This window comes from Streptomyces sp. NPDC052225, assembly GCF_040679615.1.
Classification (GTDB): domain Bacteria; phylum Actinomycetota; class Actinomycetes; order Streptomycetales; family Streptomycetaceae; genus Streptomyces.
In genome coordinates, this window is record NZ_JBFAVD010000002.1 from 62,765 (window position 1) to 77,444 (window position 14,680).

Sequence of the window (14,680 nt, forward strand, 5' to 3'; positions counted from 1 at the left end):
GTCGAGGAGAACCATGACCACCATGCGCGACGCGACACTGGCGTCGGCTTTCGACCACGCCGCGCGCAGTTACGACGCTCTCGTCACCGCCAACCCCGGCTACCACGCCCACCTGCGCCGCTCGGCGCGCCGCCTCGGTCTGCGGGGCCCGGGGCGAGGGCTGCGGATCCTGGATCTGGGCTGCGGCACGGGTGCGTCCACCGCCGCTCTGCTGTCGGTGCTGCCGCAAGCGCGGATCACCGCCGTCGACGCCTCGGCGGGCATGCTGGAGCGGGCGGCGGACAAGCGCTGGCCGGCCGGTGTCACCTTCGCCCATTCCTCGGCGGAGGAACTGGCGACGGCGGGGATCGGCGACTCCTTCGACGCGGTCTTCGCCGCCTACTTGTTCCGCAACACCGCCGATCCCGACCGGATCCTGGGCTCCGTACGGCAGCTCCTGGCACCCGGTGGCCGGCTGGCCGTGCACGAGTACACGCTCAGCGGCGCCCGGCGCCACCGGGTCCTGTGGTCGGCGGTGTGTGCCGGACTGCTGCCGGTCACCACCGCGCTGGGGGACGGCGCCCTCTACCGGCATCTGTGGCGCAGTGTCGTCGAGTTCGACACTGCCGAGCGATTCGCGCACCGACTGACCTCCACGGGCTTCGAGCGGGTACGGATCCTGCCGCTGCCCGGCTGGCAGACCGGCATCACCCACACCTTCGTCGGCCAGGTGCCGCAGGATCGGACCCGCGTATGAACCGCCGACACGGCACGCCGCCCGGCATCCTCGACCGCCGAGCCGTCCGCATCCCGGCGGCGGCCGGATCCTCGCGTGTCACGGGAGCGCCGCCGACGGCGGCTGTCGTCGGCGGCGGGATCGCCGGGCTCGCTGCCGCCGTCGCCCTCGCCGAACGCGGCGTGAAAGTCACCCTGTTCGAGCGCGAGGCCGTGCTCGGCGGGCGCGTGGCCGGCTGGGACACCCGGCTCGCCGACGGCTCGCCGGTCACCATGAGCCGCGGCTTCCACGCCTTCTTCCGCCAGTACTACAACCTCCGGGCGCTGCTGCGCCGGACCGACCCGTGTCTGGAGCGGCTGACACCGCTGCCCGACTACCCGCTGTGGCACGCCGACGGGATGCGGGACAGCTTCCGGCACGTTCCGCGGACGCCCCCGTGGAGCGCCCTCGGGTTCGCTCTGCACAGCCCCACGTTCGCCCTGCGCGACCTGCCCCGGATGAACGCGCGCGCCGCCCTCCCGCTGATGGACGTGCGGGTGCCCGAGGTGTACGAGCGCCTGGACTCCGTCAGCGCGCACGACTTCCTGCACGCGATCCGCTTCCCGGAGGCCGCCCACCACTTGGCGTTCGAGGTGTTCTCGCGCAGCTTCTTCGCGGATCCGCGGCACCTGTCGGCAGCCGAGATGGTGCTGATGTTCCACATCTACTTCCTGGGCTCCGCCGAAGGGCTCCTGTTCGACGTGCCCGACGACCCGTTCCCGGCCGCCTTGTGGGATCCGCTCGCGCACTACCTGGAGAAGCTCGGCGCCGACGTCCGCGTCTCCCAGCCGGTCGACCACCTCGCCTCGCATCCCGACGGCGGCTTCACCCTCACCGCGGGGACGCACACCGGGCGCTACGACGCGTGCGTCCTCGCCCTGGACACCGGCGGTCTGCAACACCTGCTCGCGCACAGTCCCGCCCTGGCCGCCCCCTCCTGGTACGCCCGCGTCGCCCGGCTGCGCACCGCTCCCCCGTTCCTCGTGTCCCGGCTGTGGCTGGACCGTCCGGTCGCGCCCGAGCGGGCCGGGTTTCTCGGCACGAGCGGTTACGGGGGCCTGGACAACGTCAGCGTGCTGGAGCGCTGGGAGAACGAAGCGCACAACTGGAGCCGGCGCACGGGCGGTTCCGTGGTGGAGCTTCATGCCTACGCGGTCGCGGACGGCACCGACCGGGCCACCACGCAGGAGGCTCTCCTCGACCAGTTGCACCGGGTGTATCCCGAAACCCGCGCGGCCCGGATCGTCGACGCCCGGCACGAGTGGCGCCAGGACTGCCCGATGTTCCCGGTGTCCGGATACGACGACCGCCCCACCGTGCACACGTCCCATCCCCGCCTCATGGTCGCCGGCGACCTGGTCCGCACCGGCCTGCCGGTCGCGCTGATGGAGCGGGCTGCGACGAGCGGCATCCTCGCGGCGAACGGGCTGCTGCGGCAGTGGCGGGTGCGAGGACACGACGTGTGGAGTGTTCCGCTGCGCGGACGGAGCCGGCTGCTGCGACGGCTGGCCCGGTGAGGGCGCGAACCGCTCGGTCGGCGCGCTCGGGCGGGCACCCCGCTTTCAGCGCACCCGCGCCGACGCCTCTGGTGCGAGGAGGGCGAGGGCCTCGCTGAGACCTTGAGGGTGCAGCGCTCCCGCGACGGCGCAGCCGCGCCAGCCGGGGCCGGCGAGGGCCAGACCGGCCTGCTGTCGTGCGCCGCTGGGCCCCCAGGCCATGGTCAGGAGGTGATGGGCGAGCGGGGTGTTCGCCAGGGACCGCGTCTGCGACCAGAGCACCACGGAGGCCGGGCCCGTGCGGCGTACGACGGCGATGAGTGCCTCGGCGGGCAGGGCGGCGCCCAGCATGCGCACGGACCGGCCGCGCTGAAGCAGCGCCGCGTGGAGCGCTTCGATCGGCAGGGTGTGCTGTTCGCCGGGGACGCAGGCCAGCAGGACGGGCGGGCCGTCGCGGCGCTCAGGTGCCGGGCCGAGGAGGAACGGCGCGCTGCGCAGGGCGGTGGAGACATGCCAGGACAGGAGGTGTTCGACCTCTACATAGCGGTCTCCGGCGGTCTCCCACTTACGGCCGACCGCATGCAGGGTCGGCATCATGAGCTGTTCCCAGGCTGCCACGACTCCGTGACGGCGGATGAAGGTGTTCAGCTGCTCCTCGATCGCGTCGGACTGCAGCCGCACGGCGGCCCGGGCGAGACCGCGGCATGCGGTGCGCACCACCGCGGACGGCACGGAACCGGGCGGGTGCGCATCGGTGCCCTCGGGGACGAACGGTGTGGTCCCGCCGGGCCGTGCGTCCGGGTGCGCGGCGGCGGCTCGCTCCTTGGCCGTGCGCGCGGCTTCGGCCGGCGGCACTCCCGAGGCCGTCAGCCGGCACATGTCCTCGATCATGGCGACGTCCTGGGGTGACCAGCGGCGGTGACGGCCGTGCTCACGCCGGGCCGGCCCGAGGCCGTAGCGCCGGCCCCACGACCGCAGAGTCGTTGGAGAGATACCCAGTCGGCGGGCGAGTGCGCCCGACGTGATGCCGGCGTCGACGTCCGCGCCGGGCGGGACGTGGCTGGCTCTCGGCCGTTGGGCAGGTGGGTCAGCATGCATACGCCAAGCATATCGACGCAGAATCGATGCTTCTCAGGAGAGAGCTGCCCAGCGCGCGAGATCCACGGTCCGCTGCATCTGTTTCGCCGTAGCGGCCTGAACGATCGGTGACGGTGATACGGCTCCCCCGCTCCGGTGGGCCCCTCCCGCTCCTTGACCCCCCGCAGCCAGAGGTGAGCGATGCCGGCCCCACCCCAGACCCGCCATCCCTCGTCCGGGGACCTTGCGCTGATCGCCCTCGGCTGCGACGCCGTGGAGGCCGCCGAGCGGCATCTGGAGCGGTGCGTGACCTGTAGGTCGACGCTGGCGGAGTTCCGCCGTGCCTTCGAGGCCGGCCGGGCCGGGCCGACACCGTCGGTACCGCCGCCCGCCGGTCTCTGGGAGCAGATCCGCAAGCGCCTGTAACCACCGGATCCGGTGGGACCTCACCGAAGCGATGCAGATTCGATGCGAGTCGTTTCCGTACGCGCATCTCGCCACAGTGAAGCTCACCTGATCGGCGATGGAAGGGCAGGGCCCATGCGCGCGCACAGCATCCCCCGCAAGGCCGGCGACAGCCTGTGGGCACCCGTCGAGGAGTCGCTCGCCGATCAGGAGATCGCAGCCGGCGTCAAGCGCGGGGAACAGGCCCATCTGGAGGCCGCGTACCGCCGTTGGGGCACACTCGTGCACACACTGGCGTACCGCTCCCTGGGGGACGCCCGCGAGGCCGAGGACGTCACGCAGCAGGTCTTTCTGGATGTGTGGCGCGGTCGTGCGGGATACGACCCGCAGCGCGGCGCCTTCGCCGGCTGGATCGTCGGGATCACCCGACGCAAGGTGGCGGATGCCCTCACCGCCCGGACGCGCCGGGCCGATCTCGTGGCCGCCGCGCAGGCATTGCTCGGTACACGGCCGTCGTCCGCCGAGGACACGGCGCGGCGGGTCCTCGACCAGGTGGTCGTCTTCCACGAATTGGCCCGACTGCCCGCCGCCCAGCGGCGCGTTCTGGAACTCGCCTTCTACAGCGATCTCACGCACACCCAGATCGCCGAGGTGACCGGGTGGCCCCTGGGCACCGTCAAGAGCCACTCCCGGCGCGGACTCAACCGCCTGCGCCTGCGTCTCGTCGCGGCCGATGTGCAGTGACCACGTACATGGGTGGTCACCTCAACGCGCGCAGCACCTCGCGAGCGGCCCGCGCTCCGGAGGCCATGACTCCCTACACCGATCCGGTGGATCGCAGGTCACCCCACACGTAGAGGCCGCGCGCGACGCGTGCGGACCTGTTCAACGCGGGCGGCGGTGTCATCACCGGAAGCGCCCGCGGGACGGTCCGGGTGCACACCAGCTCCCACGTGCTCGTGTCGGTGTCGTACACCTCGGACAGGGTCCAGCGGACGGCCTCGCACAGGACGCAGGTGTTCAGCAAGCGGCGGCGTGCGTCGAGCAGCAGCATCGGCTCGCGCAGCGGTGACCTGTCCATGCCGTGGTACTACGTCGTCACGGTGCGGTAGGCGGGCACTTCGACCTCCGGAACGAAAGTGGTGGTGGTGCTCGGCCCTGCGGCGACCACCACCACCGCCGCCGCGGGCACGACGCCGGCTTCGTCCAGGCGCGTCACGGCGGTCTCCAAACGCACCGCGCCGGGCGCGAGACGCCGCGCGAAAGCGCGGGGAACCGCTTCGATCCTGCGGGTGGGCAGGCACGGGTGTGGCGCACCATGCTGCGCCACACCAGACGGAAGACGCGGCTGGACGTCTCGAGTTCGTCATCAAGGAAGACGCCGGACAGGCCCGACCGAGGCCGGCGACCGCGGCTCCGATCACCACGACGTCGGTGCTCCCACCAGCGTGCGCCTCGGCCACCTTCACCACTCCCTGGCGCGTCGTACCCCGCCCCGGCCGGCGGGGTGATCACTGACTGCTGTTCGGGGTTTCGGCCCGTCCCAGACGCAGCGGCGTGACGGTGGGCGCGGTGGCGGGCAGAGGGCGACGGGTCCGCGCCTCCAGCGCCGCTTCCCGGGGGTGACGGCGCCGCCAATAGGGGTTGTCGTGCGGCAGTCGGCTGGACACCCGGCCGTACATGCCGAACGTGAGGATGACCAGCCCCATGACGAAACTGAAGATCACGTTGGTCATGCCGAAGTCGAGCACGTTCGCGCTCTTGTCGAGAACGAAGATGTGGGCGAAGCCGCTGAGCAGGAACAGGGCGCCCACGGTCATGTTGAGCGTCGAGGCGAAGTTGCCGCCGACGATGCCGCCGGCGACGAGAGCGAGCCCGACGACGACGGAGATCAGGCTCAGCACGCCGTTCGTGCTCATGCCAGCGATCCGGTCGCCATCCGTGTCGAACGGGCTCAACGCATCAGCGAGGCCGAGGCAGCCGAAGACCAGGAGTACGAGGCCGCATCCCGCGGCGCCCCAGCGGTAGACCCTGGCCAGTTTGTGGTCGAGGGGAAGTTCGTCCTTGAGTTCCATGGTGCGGGCACCCTTCTGCTCACTCGTCGTGTCGCGCCCCCTGACACTCCCTTCGCCTCAAACGCGGTCATTGGTTGCATTACGGGCAGCTATCTACAACGCGGGCCTGGAAAGAGGGGGCCGGTCCGCCGAGAGCGAGAGTTGCGTCGTGACGCGGCGTCGCGATCCGCACGGTGATCGGTCGGAATCCGGCGGCAGCGGAACGTGAGCGGGGCAGCGCGCGTACGGGAATGAGGGCGGCTCGGTGCCGACCCGTTCCCGCACCTCCGGTACAGCCAGGCGACGTCCGGACCCGGCAATGCCCTGGAGACCTCTCAGCAGGACGACGCGCCGCGCGGGCGGACGGATCCTGCGGGGCCGGGCGCCCGGTGGCCGTTCGATCAGCTCGATGTCCCACGCCGTCCGGCCCGGTCGGCGACGACACGGACTTGGCCGACTTCGGCGACCGGACCGAGGGGACCGAGCCGCGGTCCCTGCGGGATGTCCAGCACCACGCAGTCGGGGCCAGGACTGCTCACGCCGGCGCTCCTCTCGAAGACCCTCTGGAACTCCGTGTCAGGGGCCGCGTCAGGCGACCTTGTCGGGGCAGCGTTCCGGTGGACTGCGCCCGCTTTCAACTCCCCTTGCCTGATTCCCTACTTCCTCGTGCAACCCTTGGACGCCTTTACGCGTCTCCTGATTGTCAAACGTTGGATCACACCTGGGACAACTCCAGACAAAAACCAGCGAAACGGCACCAGATCAACGCGGGATGCCCACCGGATGTCCCTGTTCCCTGCAGGAGCTCAACGCATGGCCAAACACCGACGTCTTCCCGCCCCGCCACCGACTCGCCTCCGCGTCTCCACGCCGAGCGCCGTGGCGGCTCATCCGACCGGCGGACTCCTGACAGCGTCAGCGAGCACGGGCGAACGGGAGGGCTGCGGGGACTTCGTCGCCCGATACCGGGCGGCGCACGGCTTCACGTGGAGCGACCGCACCGCGTGGGAGCAGAGCAGCACCAGCACGCCCGGCCTCTACGAGGCGGGTGACGGCTTCGGCCGGGTCAGTGCCTGAGGCGACTTCAACCACGGCGGATTCCCCGACCCGCTCGCCCCACCACTGGGGCTCACCGACGACGGCTGCCCCATGTCCGGGGCGGACGCCGCCGACGGACGGGGACCCACCCGAACTGCCCCACAGACCAGTCCTGCGACTTCGGCCACCGGGCTCAACGGCGACCACTCACCGGTCGATCAGCGCAGCAACACCACACTCGTCACCGTCAACAGCCCAGCGAAAGGCCCGTCCATGAAGCGAACACTCACCTTGATCACCGCGCTGGCCGCCGTCACCGCCCTGTCGCCGGCGGCGGCACACGCGGCGGTCAAGCAGGCCAAGTCCCCGCTCAGTTGCGAGGATCGGACGTTCGTCTCACAACCGGGCGCGACCTTCAACGACCCGGAGAACCCCGACGCCCAGATGAACGTCATGGGCCCGATCATCGAGTCGATCAACAGCGCCAGTTGCGGGCAGACCATACGCGTCGCCATGTACTCGATCGGCAACACGGCGCCGGGCCCGGACTTCGCCAATGCCCTGATAGCCGCGCACCAGCGCGGCGTCATCGTCAAGGCGTTGATGGACGCGCACAGCGACAACGCGATCTGGCAGACGATGGTCGCCGAGCTGGGCAACGATCCGCGCGCCTCCAGCTTCGCCGCGCTGTGTCCGGGCGGCTGCCTGACCCACTACTCCGGCTCCGCCCTGCACGCGAAGTTCTACATGCTCAGCGGCGGCAGCGACGCGAACCGCACGGTGACCGTCACCAGCGCCAACCCCACCCCCGCCCAGGCGAGGACCGCGTGGAACAGCGCCGCGACCGTCAAGGGCAACGTCAGTCTGTACAACTCCTACGTCAGCTACTTCAGCGCCATGGCCAAGGGAGCGGTGGGAGGCCCGGGCCCGCTCGTGCCCGACTACTACAGTTCCGCCAACGGCCAGGCCGCCAGGACCCTGTCCCCGCCCTCCTACCAGTGGCCCAAGGCGCGCTCCAAGAGCGACACCTGGGTCGACTTCCTGAACAACATCAAGGCGCCGGCCACGATCAACATCGCCATGTTCGAGTGGACCTCTCACGGGGACCCGGGCGACCGGAACTATCTCGAACTGCCGAAGAAGCTGGTGAGCCTGGCCCAGAGCGGCGTCAAGATCCACATACTCTTCACCGCCGGCCAGGTCGACGGCAGCGTGCAGAACTATCTGAAGGACCGTACGAACATCGACGTGCACGACACCACCCGCGGCACCGACGCGAACGGCAACGCCCTGCACTACACGCACGACAAGTACATGATGGTCAGCGGCACTTACGCGGGTACGGCCAACTCCCGACTCGTGTTCGTCGGCTCCTCGAACTGGACGAGCAACGGCGTCTGGCACAACGACGAGTCGGACCTGAAGCTGACCGGCCAGGCGAACTACGACACGTTCATGACCGACTGGCAGAACCAGTACAATCGCTGCTGTGGCACCGTGGCGCGGGAGTTGACCGCCGAGGAGCGCGCCGAGGATCTGGCACGCGAGATTCCGATCGACCCGAAGCAGATCCCGGAGTAGGCCTTTGCGGCGCCACCGCATCGTCAGAGCGCCGCCCCCGGGTCCTGGTACACGGCGTCGAGGGCCAGATGCGCGCCGCCGCGGGCCGCGGCGGTGAAGCCCAGCGGGGACAGGGCCACCTCGCAGCCACCCCCGTCGGGTGCCATGACCCGCTGGTCGACGGCCGCGCGTACCCTGTCGAGGATCAGGTCGCCGATGTGGGTGAAGTAGCCGCCGAGTACGACGCGCCCGGGGTTGAGGACGTCGGCGAGCAGCGCGATGCCCAGACCGAGGGCGTCCGCGACCCGCTCCAGCGCCTCGAGCGTGCGCGCGTCGTGGGCGACGGCCCGCTCGTGGAGCACGGTCAGACGGTGTTCCAACTCGACGCCGGGGTCGTGCAGGTGGTCGTCCGGGTCGGCCGCGAGGTGCAGCAGGGCGTCGAGTCCGACCATGGTCTCCCAGCAGCCGGTGCGTCCGCACACGCACGGGCGCTGCTGGGGATCGAGGGGCATGTGACCGACTTCGCCGGCGAAGCCGGCGGCACCGCGCAGCAGTCGTCCGCCGCTGATGATGCCTGCGCCGATGCCGGACTGGCCGGTGATGCACACCATGTCGGCCACCTGTGCGTGCTCGTGGGCGTACTCGGCGAGTGCGCCGAGTTTCGCGTCGTTGTCGAGGGTGAGGGCCGGCGTGGTGGTGCCGAGCCGGTGGCGTAGGCCTTCCGTGACGTGAACGTTGCGCCAGCCCAGGGCGGGGGCGTAGCGAACGGTGCCGGTCGGGGTGTCGATGACGCCGGGCACGGCCACGGCCGTCCCCACCGCGCGGGCTCCTGCCTGTTCGAGTGCGGCCGTGCACCGCGCGAGGGTGCGGGCGGTCAGGTCGAGGACCGTGTCGGCTGCGGTGTCGGCGGCCGTGAGGGCTGTGCGGTGCTCGAACGTTGTCGCCCCGTCGAGGGCGAGGGCCAGGACGTGGATGTAGTGGCTGCTGATCTCGACGCCGATACCGCAGATGTGCCTGCCGTCGATATGCACCAGGGTGCCCGGCCGTCCGACGGCTCCCTCGCGCTGGGTGGGTCCTTCCGCCGCGAGGCCGAGGTCGACGAGTTCGGCGACGAGGCTGGTCACCGTCGGCTTGGGCAGGCCCGTGCTGGCCGCGATCCGGGAGCGGGACAGCGGGCCCTGATCGCGCAGCAGTCGGAGCGCGAGAGCGAGGTTCGTGCGGCGGACGGAGCCGCGGTCGCGGGCGGACGGAGGTCCGAGCGGGTGGCTCGCGCGCGGTTCAGCCTTCACGTGTTCCTCGTCTTTCCCCGGCTGCCGGGGGTGCCCGGCACGGTCACATCATCGCAAAGCCCTGTGTGCGCAGGGCAGTTGAGGCTGCGGCGGGCCTTGACACTCCTCGAATTAGTTCGGATCGTAGTCGAACTAATTGTTCGCTGTGCTGCTGTGATCCAGAGGAGCCCCTGTGTCCCCAGCCCGCCGCACCGCCCCGACCAGATTCGCCGTCCTCGGCGCGGCCGCCCTCACCGCGCTGACCGGCACCGCGGTGGCCGCCCCCGCGTCCGCTGAAAGCCCGGCGTCCCCGTACACGGTCACCATCGGGGCGAAGGGCCAGTGGACCAACCCCGACGACTCCCCCGCCGCCCCGTTCCTCGACACGGACGGCACCTTCCACTACCAGTCCGCACACGCCCTCTACGGCAAGGACGACCCGCGTGAGTGGAAGTTCTGGACCGGCAAGGACTTCGACACCGCGCAGCCCGACACCGAGCTCAACACCGCGGTGGACCCGGCCGATCCGGCCGACCGCAACGACGACACGACCTGGCGGTGCAACAACTCCCCCACCGGACGCGAGTCCACGTTCGCGCCGGCCGGATCCTCGTACGCGCAGAAGAACTTCTGCGACCTGATGGGGGTGTGGGTCGACCCGGACTCGGGCCACTGGTACGGGCTCGTGCACAACGAGTTCACGCCCAGCCCGTTCGGCGACGGCCTGCACTACGACGCGATCGACTACGCCGTCTCCACGGACCACGGCAGAACCTGGACGATCAAGGACCACGTCCTGACCTCGCCGTACAGCACGAAACGCGGCGACACGGCCGCGTTCCCGAACCAGACGTACTACTACGGCGACGGCGACCCGCGCCTGTTCGTGGACACCGCTTCCGGCTACTTCTACGTCTATTACAACTCACGCGCCATCCCCAAGCCCGGCTCCCCGGGCGGCTGGACCGACGCCAGCCTCGCCCACGTCGCCCGCGCGCCCATGTCGGCCAAGATGGCGCCCAGTTCGTGGACCAAGTGGTACGACGGCGCGTGGTCGCAGCCCGGTATCGGCGGCAAGGAGAGCAACATGCTCCCCGTCCGGACGGCCGACGACAGCGGATACACCCCCGTCGAGCACGACTACGATCCGGCGACCACGGGATCCGTCAAGGAGCAGCAGGACGCGGGGGAACTGCCCGCCAAGGCCGACCTGCTGACCATGAACATCGCCTGGAACGCCTACCTCGGCCTCTACATCGGCACGCCCGAGGCCATCCACCAGGACAGCACCGAGCCCCAGCGCTTCTACGCCACCGACAACCTCGCCACACAGAAATGGCGGCTGCTCGGCGACTCCGGAAACTACCGCACCGGCTCCTGGTACCGCTGGTTCCTCGACACCGCCACCAGGACCAGCTCCCAGATCGTCGGCAGAACCTTCCGCAACTACTGCTCGTTCCAGTGCTCGAACGGAGCCGACGGCGAGTACTACAACGCCACCATCGACGCCGCCCGGCCCGCCGCCCCGGTCGCGGCGGGCAGCACCCACGCCATCGCGAGCGGAACGGGCCGTTACCTCACCCAGGCGCGGGGAAACACCACCTCATCGGTGACCGCCGACGGACTCACCGGGCGCGGCCGGTGGATGTTCACGCCGACCGGTGACGGCGCCTACACCCTCACCAACACCGCCACGCACCGCCTCTTGAGCGTCGACGCGACCAGCAACGCCGGCCGCGCCTGGACGGCCAAGCCCACCGTGACGGCCGCACCCGGCTCCGGCCCGACGACCGGCCAGCAGTGGTGGGTCATCCCCGGCCGCGACGCCGACGGACGCCCGAACGGCACACTCCGCCTGGTCAACCGCTACAGCGGACTGCCCCTCAGCCTGTCCGCCACTCCCACGAGAGCCGCGGAGACCACACCGGTCCGCGCCTGGACAGCACCGGCCGGCAGCTCTCTCGGCGCAGGCCGCACCGCCGACGAACAGACACTCCACCTCACCGACCGCTGACCACCACGCCCTGCCCCCCTGTCCAATCAGCCCACCCGGTACCGCCCGCTAGGAGAACCTTCGTGCCCGCCCGCTACCACCTGCGTTTCCAGATCGCCCCCGGGCACGAAGCCGAGCGCCATGCGACCGAACTCGCCCTCTTCTGCGGGCAGACGGGGGTCGAGGAGGTCGTGCTGCTGCTGGCCGCAGAGGAGTTCCACACGGGGCACCCCACGGCCGCCGAAGAAAAGATCCTTTACGAGAGCCTGTCCCTGACCGCCACCACCCTGCGGGACGCCGGGACGACCGTGAGCCTCAACCCGTGGGTCACCACCGGCCACGCCGACCGCGGCCGGCGCGACCGGCACGGTTTCGCCCCCATGGTCGCCCCCGACGGCACCGCCGCCCGAGCCCAGGCGTCCTTCGCCTGCCCCCGATGGCGGTCCTGGCTGACCGCCCACTACAGCCGGTTCGCCCCGCTCGGCTTCCGCGTGCTGTGGCTGGAGGACGACTTCCGCTACCACAACCACGCACCCCTCACCTGGGGCGGCGGCTTCGAACCCCTCATGCTCGAACGCTTCGCCCGGCTCGCCGGAGAGCACGTCACCCGCGAGCAGCTCGTGTCCGCGGTGACCGCGCCCGGCGCCCCGCACCCTTGGCGGGCGCTGCTCCAACAGACCTGGCGCGATGCGCAGTTGGAGGTCGCCGCGCTGGTCGCCGCCTGCGTGGACCAGCACTCCCAAGGACGCTCCCGGCTGGGCCTGATGAGTTCCGTGCCCGGCGCGCACAGCGTGGAGGGGCGCGACTGGGCCCGCCTCTTCGACGCCCTGTCGATCGGCGGCGAGGCGGTGCAGCGACCGCACTTCGCGCCCTACAGCGACGCCCCCGCCCGCGCCCTGAGCAGCGGCATCTGGCTGCTCGAGGAACAACGGGCGATGCGCCCCGCCCACGTACGCAGCGAACCCGAGATCGAGAACTGGCCGCACACCGCCTGGTCCAAGTCCGACACCCAGACATGGTCCGAAATGGTCGCCGCCCAGCTCTCCGGTCCCGACGCCCTGCTCCTCAACCTGCACCCCACGCACAGCGGCCGGGCCGGGCGCCATCCGCGCATCGCCGACCTGCTGCGCCGCGCACGCCCGGCCCTCGACCTCGTCCACTCCCGCACCGCCCGCACACGTGGCACGGCAGGCGTCTCCCTCGTCGTCCGCCCCGACGCGGCGGCCCACACCCGCACACACCGCTCCGGCCACATCGACGACCTCACCCTCCACACCGCCCCGTACGCCGACTTCCTGCTCCGCAACGGCATCCCGGTCACCGCCGAACACGCGCCCACAGCCGCCCTCTTCGGACCCACTGCCCATGCCGTCGACGACGACGACCTCCACCGCCTGCTCGCCGGCGGGCTCCTCCTCGACGGCACCGCCGCCCACATCCTCACCCGACGCGGCTACGCCCCGCTCATCGGCGTCACCGCCGCCGAACTCGTCGACCGTGAGCACGGGTCCTACGCGTACGAGACCACACCCGACGAGGACCACCTGTACAGCGTCAACACCCAGCCCGCCCTCGCACACCTCCAACCACACCCGGACACCGCCCTCCTGACCACCATCCACACACCCGACGGACACACGTGGGGCACCGGCCGCACCCTGCACACCAACCGGCTCGGCGGCCGCGTGGCCGTCCTCGCCGCGACCCGCCCCGACCAACTCCCCTACGGCGACGACCACCAGCACCACCTGCACGGCGTCATCCGCGCACTCGAAGGCCCCCAGCCGGCACTACCGCTCATCAGCGGCGGACCGCACCTCATCCCCCACCTTCTCCGCACCCCCACCGGCCACCACCTCGCCGTGGCCAACGGCAGCGCCGACCCGGCGACACCCCGTATCGCCACCCCGGACCAGCTCCCCGCCGAGGCCCACCTCCTCACCCCGCTCGCGGAACCGAGAACCGTGCCCACTGTTGAAGCGACACTGCCCCACCACGGCTGGCTCCTCCTCGACCTCCGTCCCCACCCCGACACCCATACGACGTCACGTCGTCGCGCGGGCTGACAGCCCCAGCCGGGACAGGGCCCGGTCGTGGACACGGCTCAGGAGCAGCAAGGCGCAGGTGGCGCCGATCAGGGCGCAGAACATGTCCCACTGGGTGTCCCAGACGTCTCCCTGCGTGCCCAGGAACGCGTCGGCGGCGTTGCCTCCGACGACCGCGGCGAGCCATTCCAGCATCTCGAAGACAGCGCTGAACGCCAGGCAGGCGCAGAGGGTGAGGGGGGCGAGCCAGCGGCTGTCGCGCAACGGGGAGGTGCGGATGAGGAGTTCGCGTACGAGGACGGCCGGAACGAAGCCCTGCATGAAGTGGCCGAAGCGGTCGTAGGGGTTGCGGTTCCATCCGAGCCAGTCGCGCACCCAGTCCCCCGCGGGCACTTCGGCGTAGGTGTAGTGGCCTCCCACGATGAGGACCAGGGCGTGCGCCGCCAGCAGCCCGCACAGAAGTCCGCTCAACGGGAAACGGTGGCGCAGCACAATCGCCAGCGGCAGACCCGCCATGACCCATACCGTCTCCAGCAGCCAGGTCGTCGGATCGTCCGCGCCGAGCCGTGACACGACGAGCGCGACCGCCACCGTGACGGCGAGAACAGCAGGCAGACGGCGCCGGGGCGACAGGCTCACGGCCGGCGTCGGGGCGGGGGCGCGGTGGGTGGCGGTCATGGCCTGCTCCTCAGATTTCGGTGCGGGCCACCACTCTCGGGCTCAGCCCCGCCCACCCTCATGAGTACGGGTACTCAGATCACCGCGTAGCACTTCCTCGGTCGGGGTGAGTGATCAGGGCAAGTCCGCTCACCGGGCGCGCCCGCCCGACAGCGGGCCAGGCGGTTCATGAGGTGGCGGTGGGCGGGGCGGCGAGTCCGGTTTGGTCGTCCGCCGCCCACTGCGCAAGCTGCGCCAAGGGCCCGTTCGCGAACGACGCGCGCTCGGCGACCGGTTGAGCGGCACATCACCAAGCCTCTGCGCTGCGCACGC

Annotated in this window: 15 protein-coding genes; 8 read left to right on the forward strand and 7 right to left on the reverse strand. The window is 71.0% G+C overall.

Features of this window, described 5'->3' with window-relative positions; genetic code table 11:
* Positions 1-13 precede the first annotated feature (13 nt).
* Positions 14-736 (forward strand): class I SAM-dependent methyltransferase, encoded by a 723-nt coding sequence (locus AB0L37_RS03375; protein WP_365499365.1) that lies wholly within the window; start codon positions 14-16, stop codon positions 734-736.
* Positions 733-2,271, forward strand: coding sequence for an NAD(P)/FAD-dependent oxidoreductase (locus tag AB0L37_RS03380; RefSeq protein WP_365499368.1), 1,539 nt, complete (start codon positions 733-735; stop codon positions 2,269-2,271). The genes AB0L37_RS03375 and AB0L37_RS03380 overlap by 4 nt, the downstream gene beginning before the upstream one ends.
* Before the next feature lie 45 nt (positions 2,272-2,316).
* Here the strand turns inward: AB0L37_RS03380 and AB0L37_RS03385 are convergent, their stop codons facing one another.
* Complete coding sequence (locus AB0L37_RS03385) at positions 2,317-3,348, reverse strand: MerR family transcriptional regulator (RefSeq protein WP_365499371.1); 1,032 nt, start codon at positions 3,346-3,348, stop codon at positions 2,317-2,319.
* Between the two features lie 180 nt (positions 3,349-3,528).
* Between AB0L37_RS03385 and AB0L37_RS03390 the strand changes: the two genes are divergently transcribed.
* Both AB0L37_RS03390 and AB0L37_RS03395 read left to right on the forward strand, forming a co-directional pair.
* Positions 3,529-3,753: a hypothetical protein gene (locus AB0L37_RS03390; protein WP_365499374.1), complete on the forward strand. Its 225-nt coding sequence runs from the start codon at positions 3,529-3,531 to the stop codon at positions 3,751-3,753.
* A 114-nt stretch (positions 3,754-3,867) separates the two neighbouring features.
* A complete protein-coding gene (locus AB0L37_RS03395) occupies positions 3,868-4,476 on the forward strand; it encodes a sigma-70 family RNA polymerase sigma factor (RefSeq protein ID WP_365499376.1) in 609 nt (202 codons plus the stop codon).
* A gap of 73 nt (positions 4,477-4,549) precedes the next feature.
* On the opposite strand, the gene AB0L37_RS03400 is transcribed toward AB0L37_RS03395, so the two are convergent.
* The 4 genes from AB0L37_RS03400 to AB0L37_RS03415 all read right to left on the reverse strand — a co-directional run bounded on the left by AB0L37_RS03400 (position 4,550) and on the right by AB0L37_RS03415 (position 6,325).
* A complete protein-coding gene (locus AB0L37_RS03400) occupies positions 4,550-4,813 on the reverse strand; it encodes a hypothetical protein (RefSeq protein WP_365499378.1) in 264 nt (87 codons plus the stop codon).
* A 9-nt stretch (positions 4,814-4,822) separates the two neighbouring features.
* A complete protein-coding gene (locus tag AB0L37_RS03405) occupies positions 4,823-4,951 on the reverse strand; it encodes a hypothetical protein (protein ID WP_365499381.1) in 129 nt (42 codons plus the stop codon).
* Positions 4,952-5,243: 292 nt separating this feature from the next.
* A complete protein-coding gene (locus AB0L37_RS03410; protein WP_365499384.1) occupies positions 5,244-5,807 on the reverse strand; it encodes a DUF4383 domain-containing protein in 564 nt (187 codons plus the stop codon).
* A 380-nt stretch (positions 5,808-6,187) separates the two neighbouring features.
* On the reverse strand, positions 6,188-6,325 hold the full coding sequence (locus tag AB0L37_RS03415) for a hypothetical protein (RefSeq protein ID WP_365499387.1): 138 nt from the start codon (positions 6,323-6,325) through the stop codon (positions 6,188-6,190).
* A gap of 274 nt (positions 6,326-6,599) precedes the next feature.
* Between AB0L37_RS03415 and AB0L37_RS03420 the strand changes: the two genes are divergently transcribed.
* Both AB0L37_RS03420 and AB0L37_RS03425 read left to right on the forward strand, forming a co-directional pair.
* Positions 6,600-6,863: a hypothetical protein gene (locus AB0L37_RS03420; protein WP_365499390.1), complete on the forward strand. Its 264-nt coding sequence runs from the start codon at positions 6,600-6,602 to the stop codon at positions 6,861-6,863.
* Positions 6,864-7,097: 234 nt separating this feature from the next.
* On the forward strand, positions 7,098-8,405 hold the full coding sequence (locus AB0L37_RS03425; protein ID WP_365499393.1) for a phospholipase D-like domain-containing protein: 1,308 nt from the start codon (positions 7,098-7,100) through the stop codon (positions 8,403-8,405).
* A gap of 23 nt (positions 8,406-8,428) precedes the next feature.
* On the opposite strand, the gene AB0L37_RS03430 is transcribed toward AB0L37_RS03425, so the two are convergent.
* Positions 8,429-9,673: an ROK family protein gene (locus AB0L37_RS03430; protein WP_365499396.1), complete on the reverse strand. Its 1,245-nt coding sequence runs from the start codon at positions 9,671-9,673 to the stop codon at positions 8,429-8,431.
* 172 nt (positions 9,674-9,845) lie between these two features.
* Between AB0L37_RS03430 and AB0L37_RS03435 the strand changes: the two genes are divergently transcribed.
* Together AB0L37_RS03435 and AB0L37_RS03440 are read left to right on the forward strand one after the other, a co-directional pair.
* Positions 9,846-11,666 carry an RICIN domain-containing protein gene (locus tag AB0L37_RS03435; RefSeq protein ID WP_365499399.1) on the forward strand — a complete coding sequence of 607 codons (1,821 nt, stop codon included), beginning with the start codon at positions 9,846-9,848 and terminating at the stop codon, positions 11,664-11,666.
* Between the two features lie 62 nt (positions 11,667-11,728).
* Positions 11,729-13,711, forward strand: a complete 1,983-nt coding sequence (locus AB0L37_RS03440) for a hypothetical protein (protein WP_365499401.1) — start codon at positions 11,729-11,731, stop codon at positions 13,709-13,711.
* Here the strand turns inward: AB0L37_RS03440 and AB0L37_RS03445 are convergent.
* Positions 13,691-14,368 carry a DUF2238 domain-containing protein gene (locus AB0L37_RS03445; protein WP_365499404.1) on the reverse strand — a complete coding sequence of 226 codons (678 nt, stop codon included), beginning with the start codon at positions 14,366-14,368 and terminating at the stop codon, positions 13,691-13,693. The two genes, AB0L37_RS03440 and AB0L37_RS03445, sit on opposite strands and share 21 nt — an antisense overlap.
* Positions 14,369-14,680 lie beyond the last annotated feature (312 nt).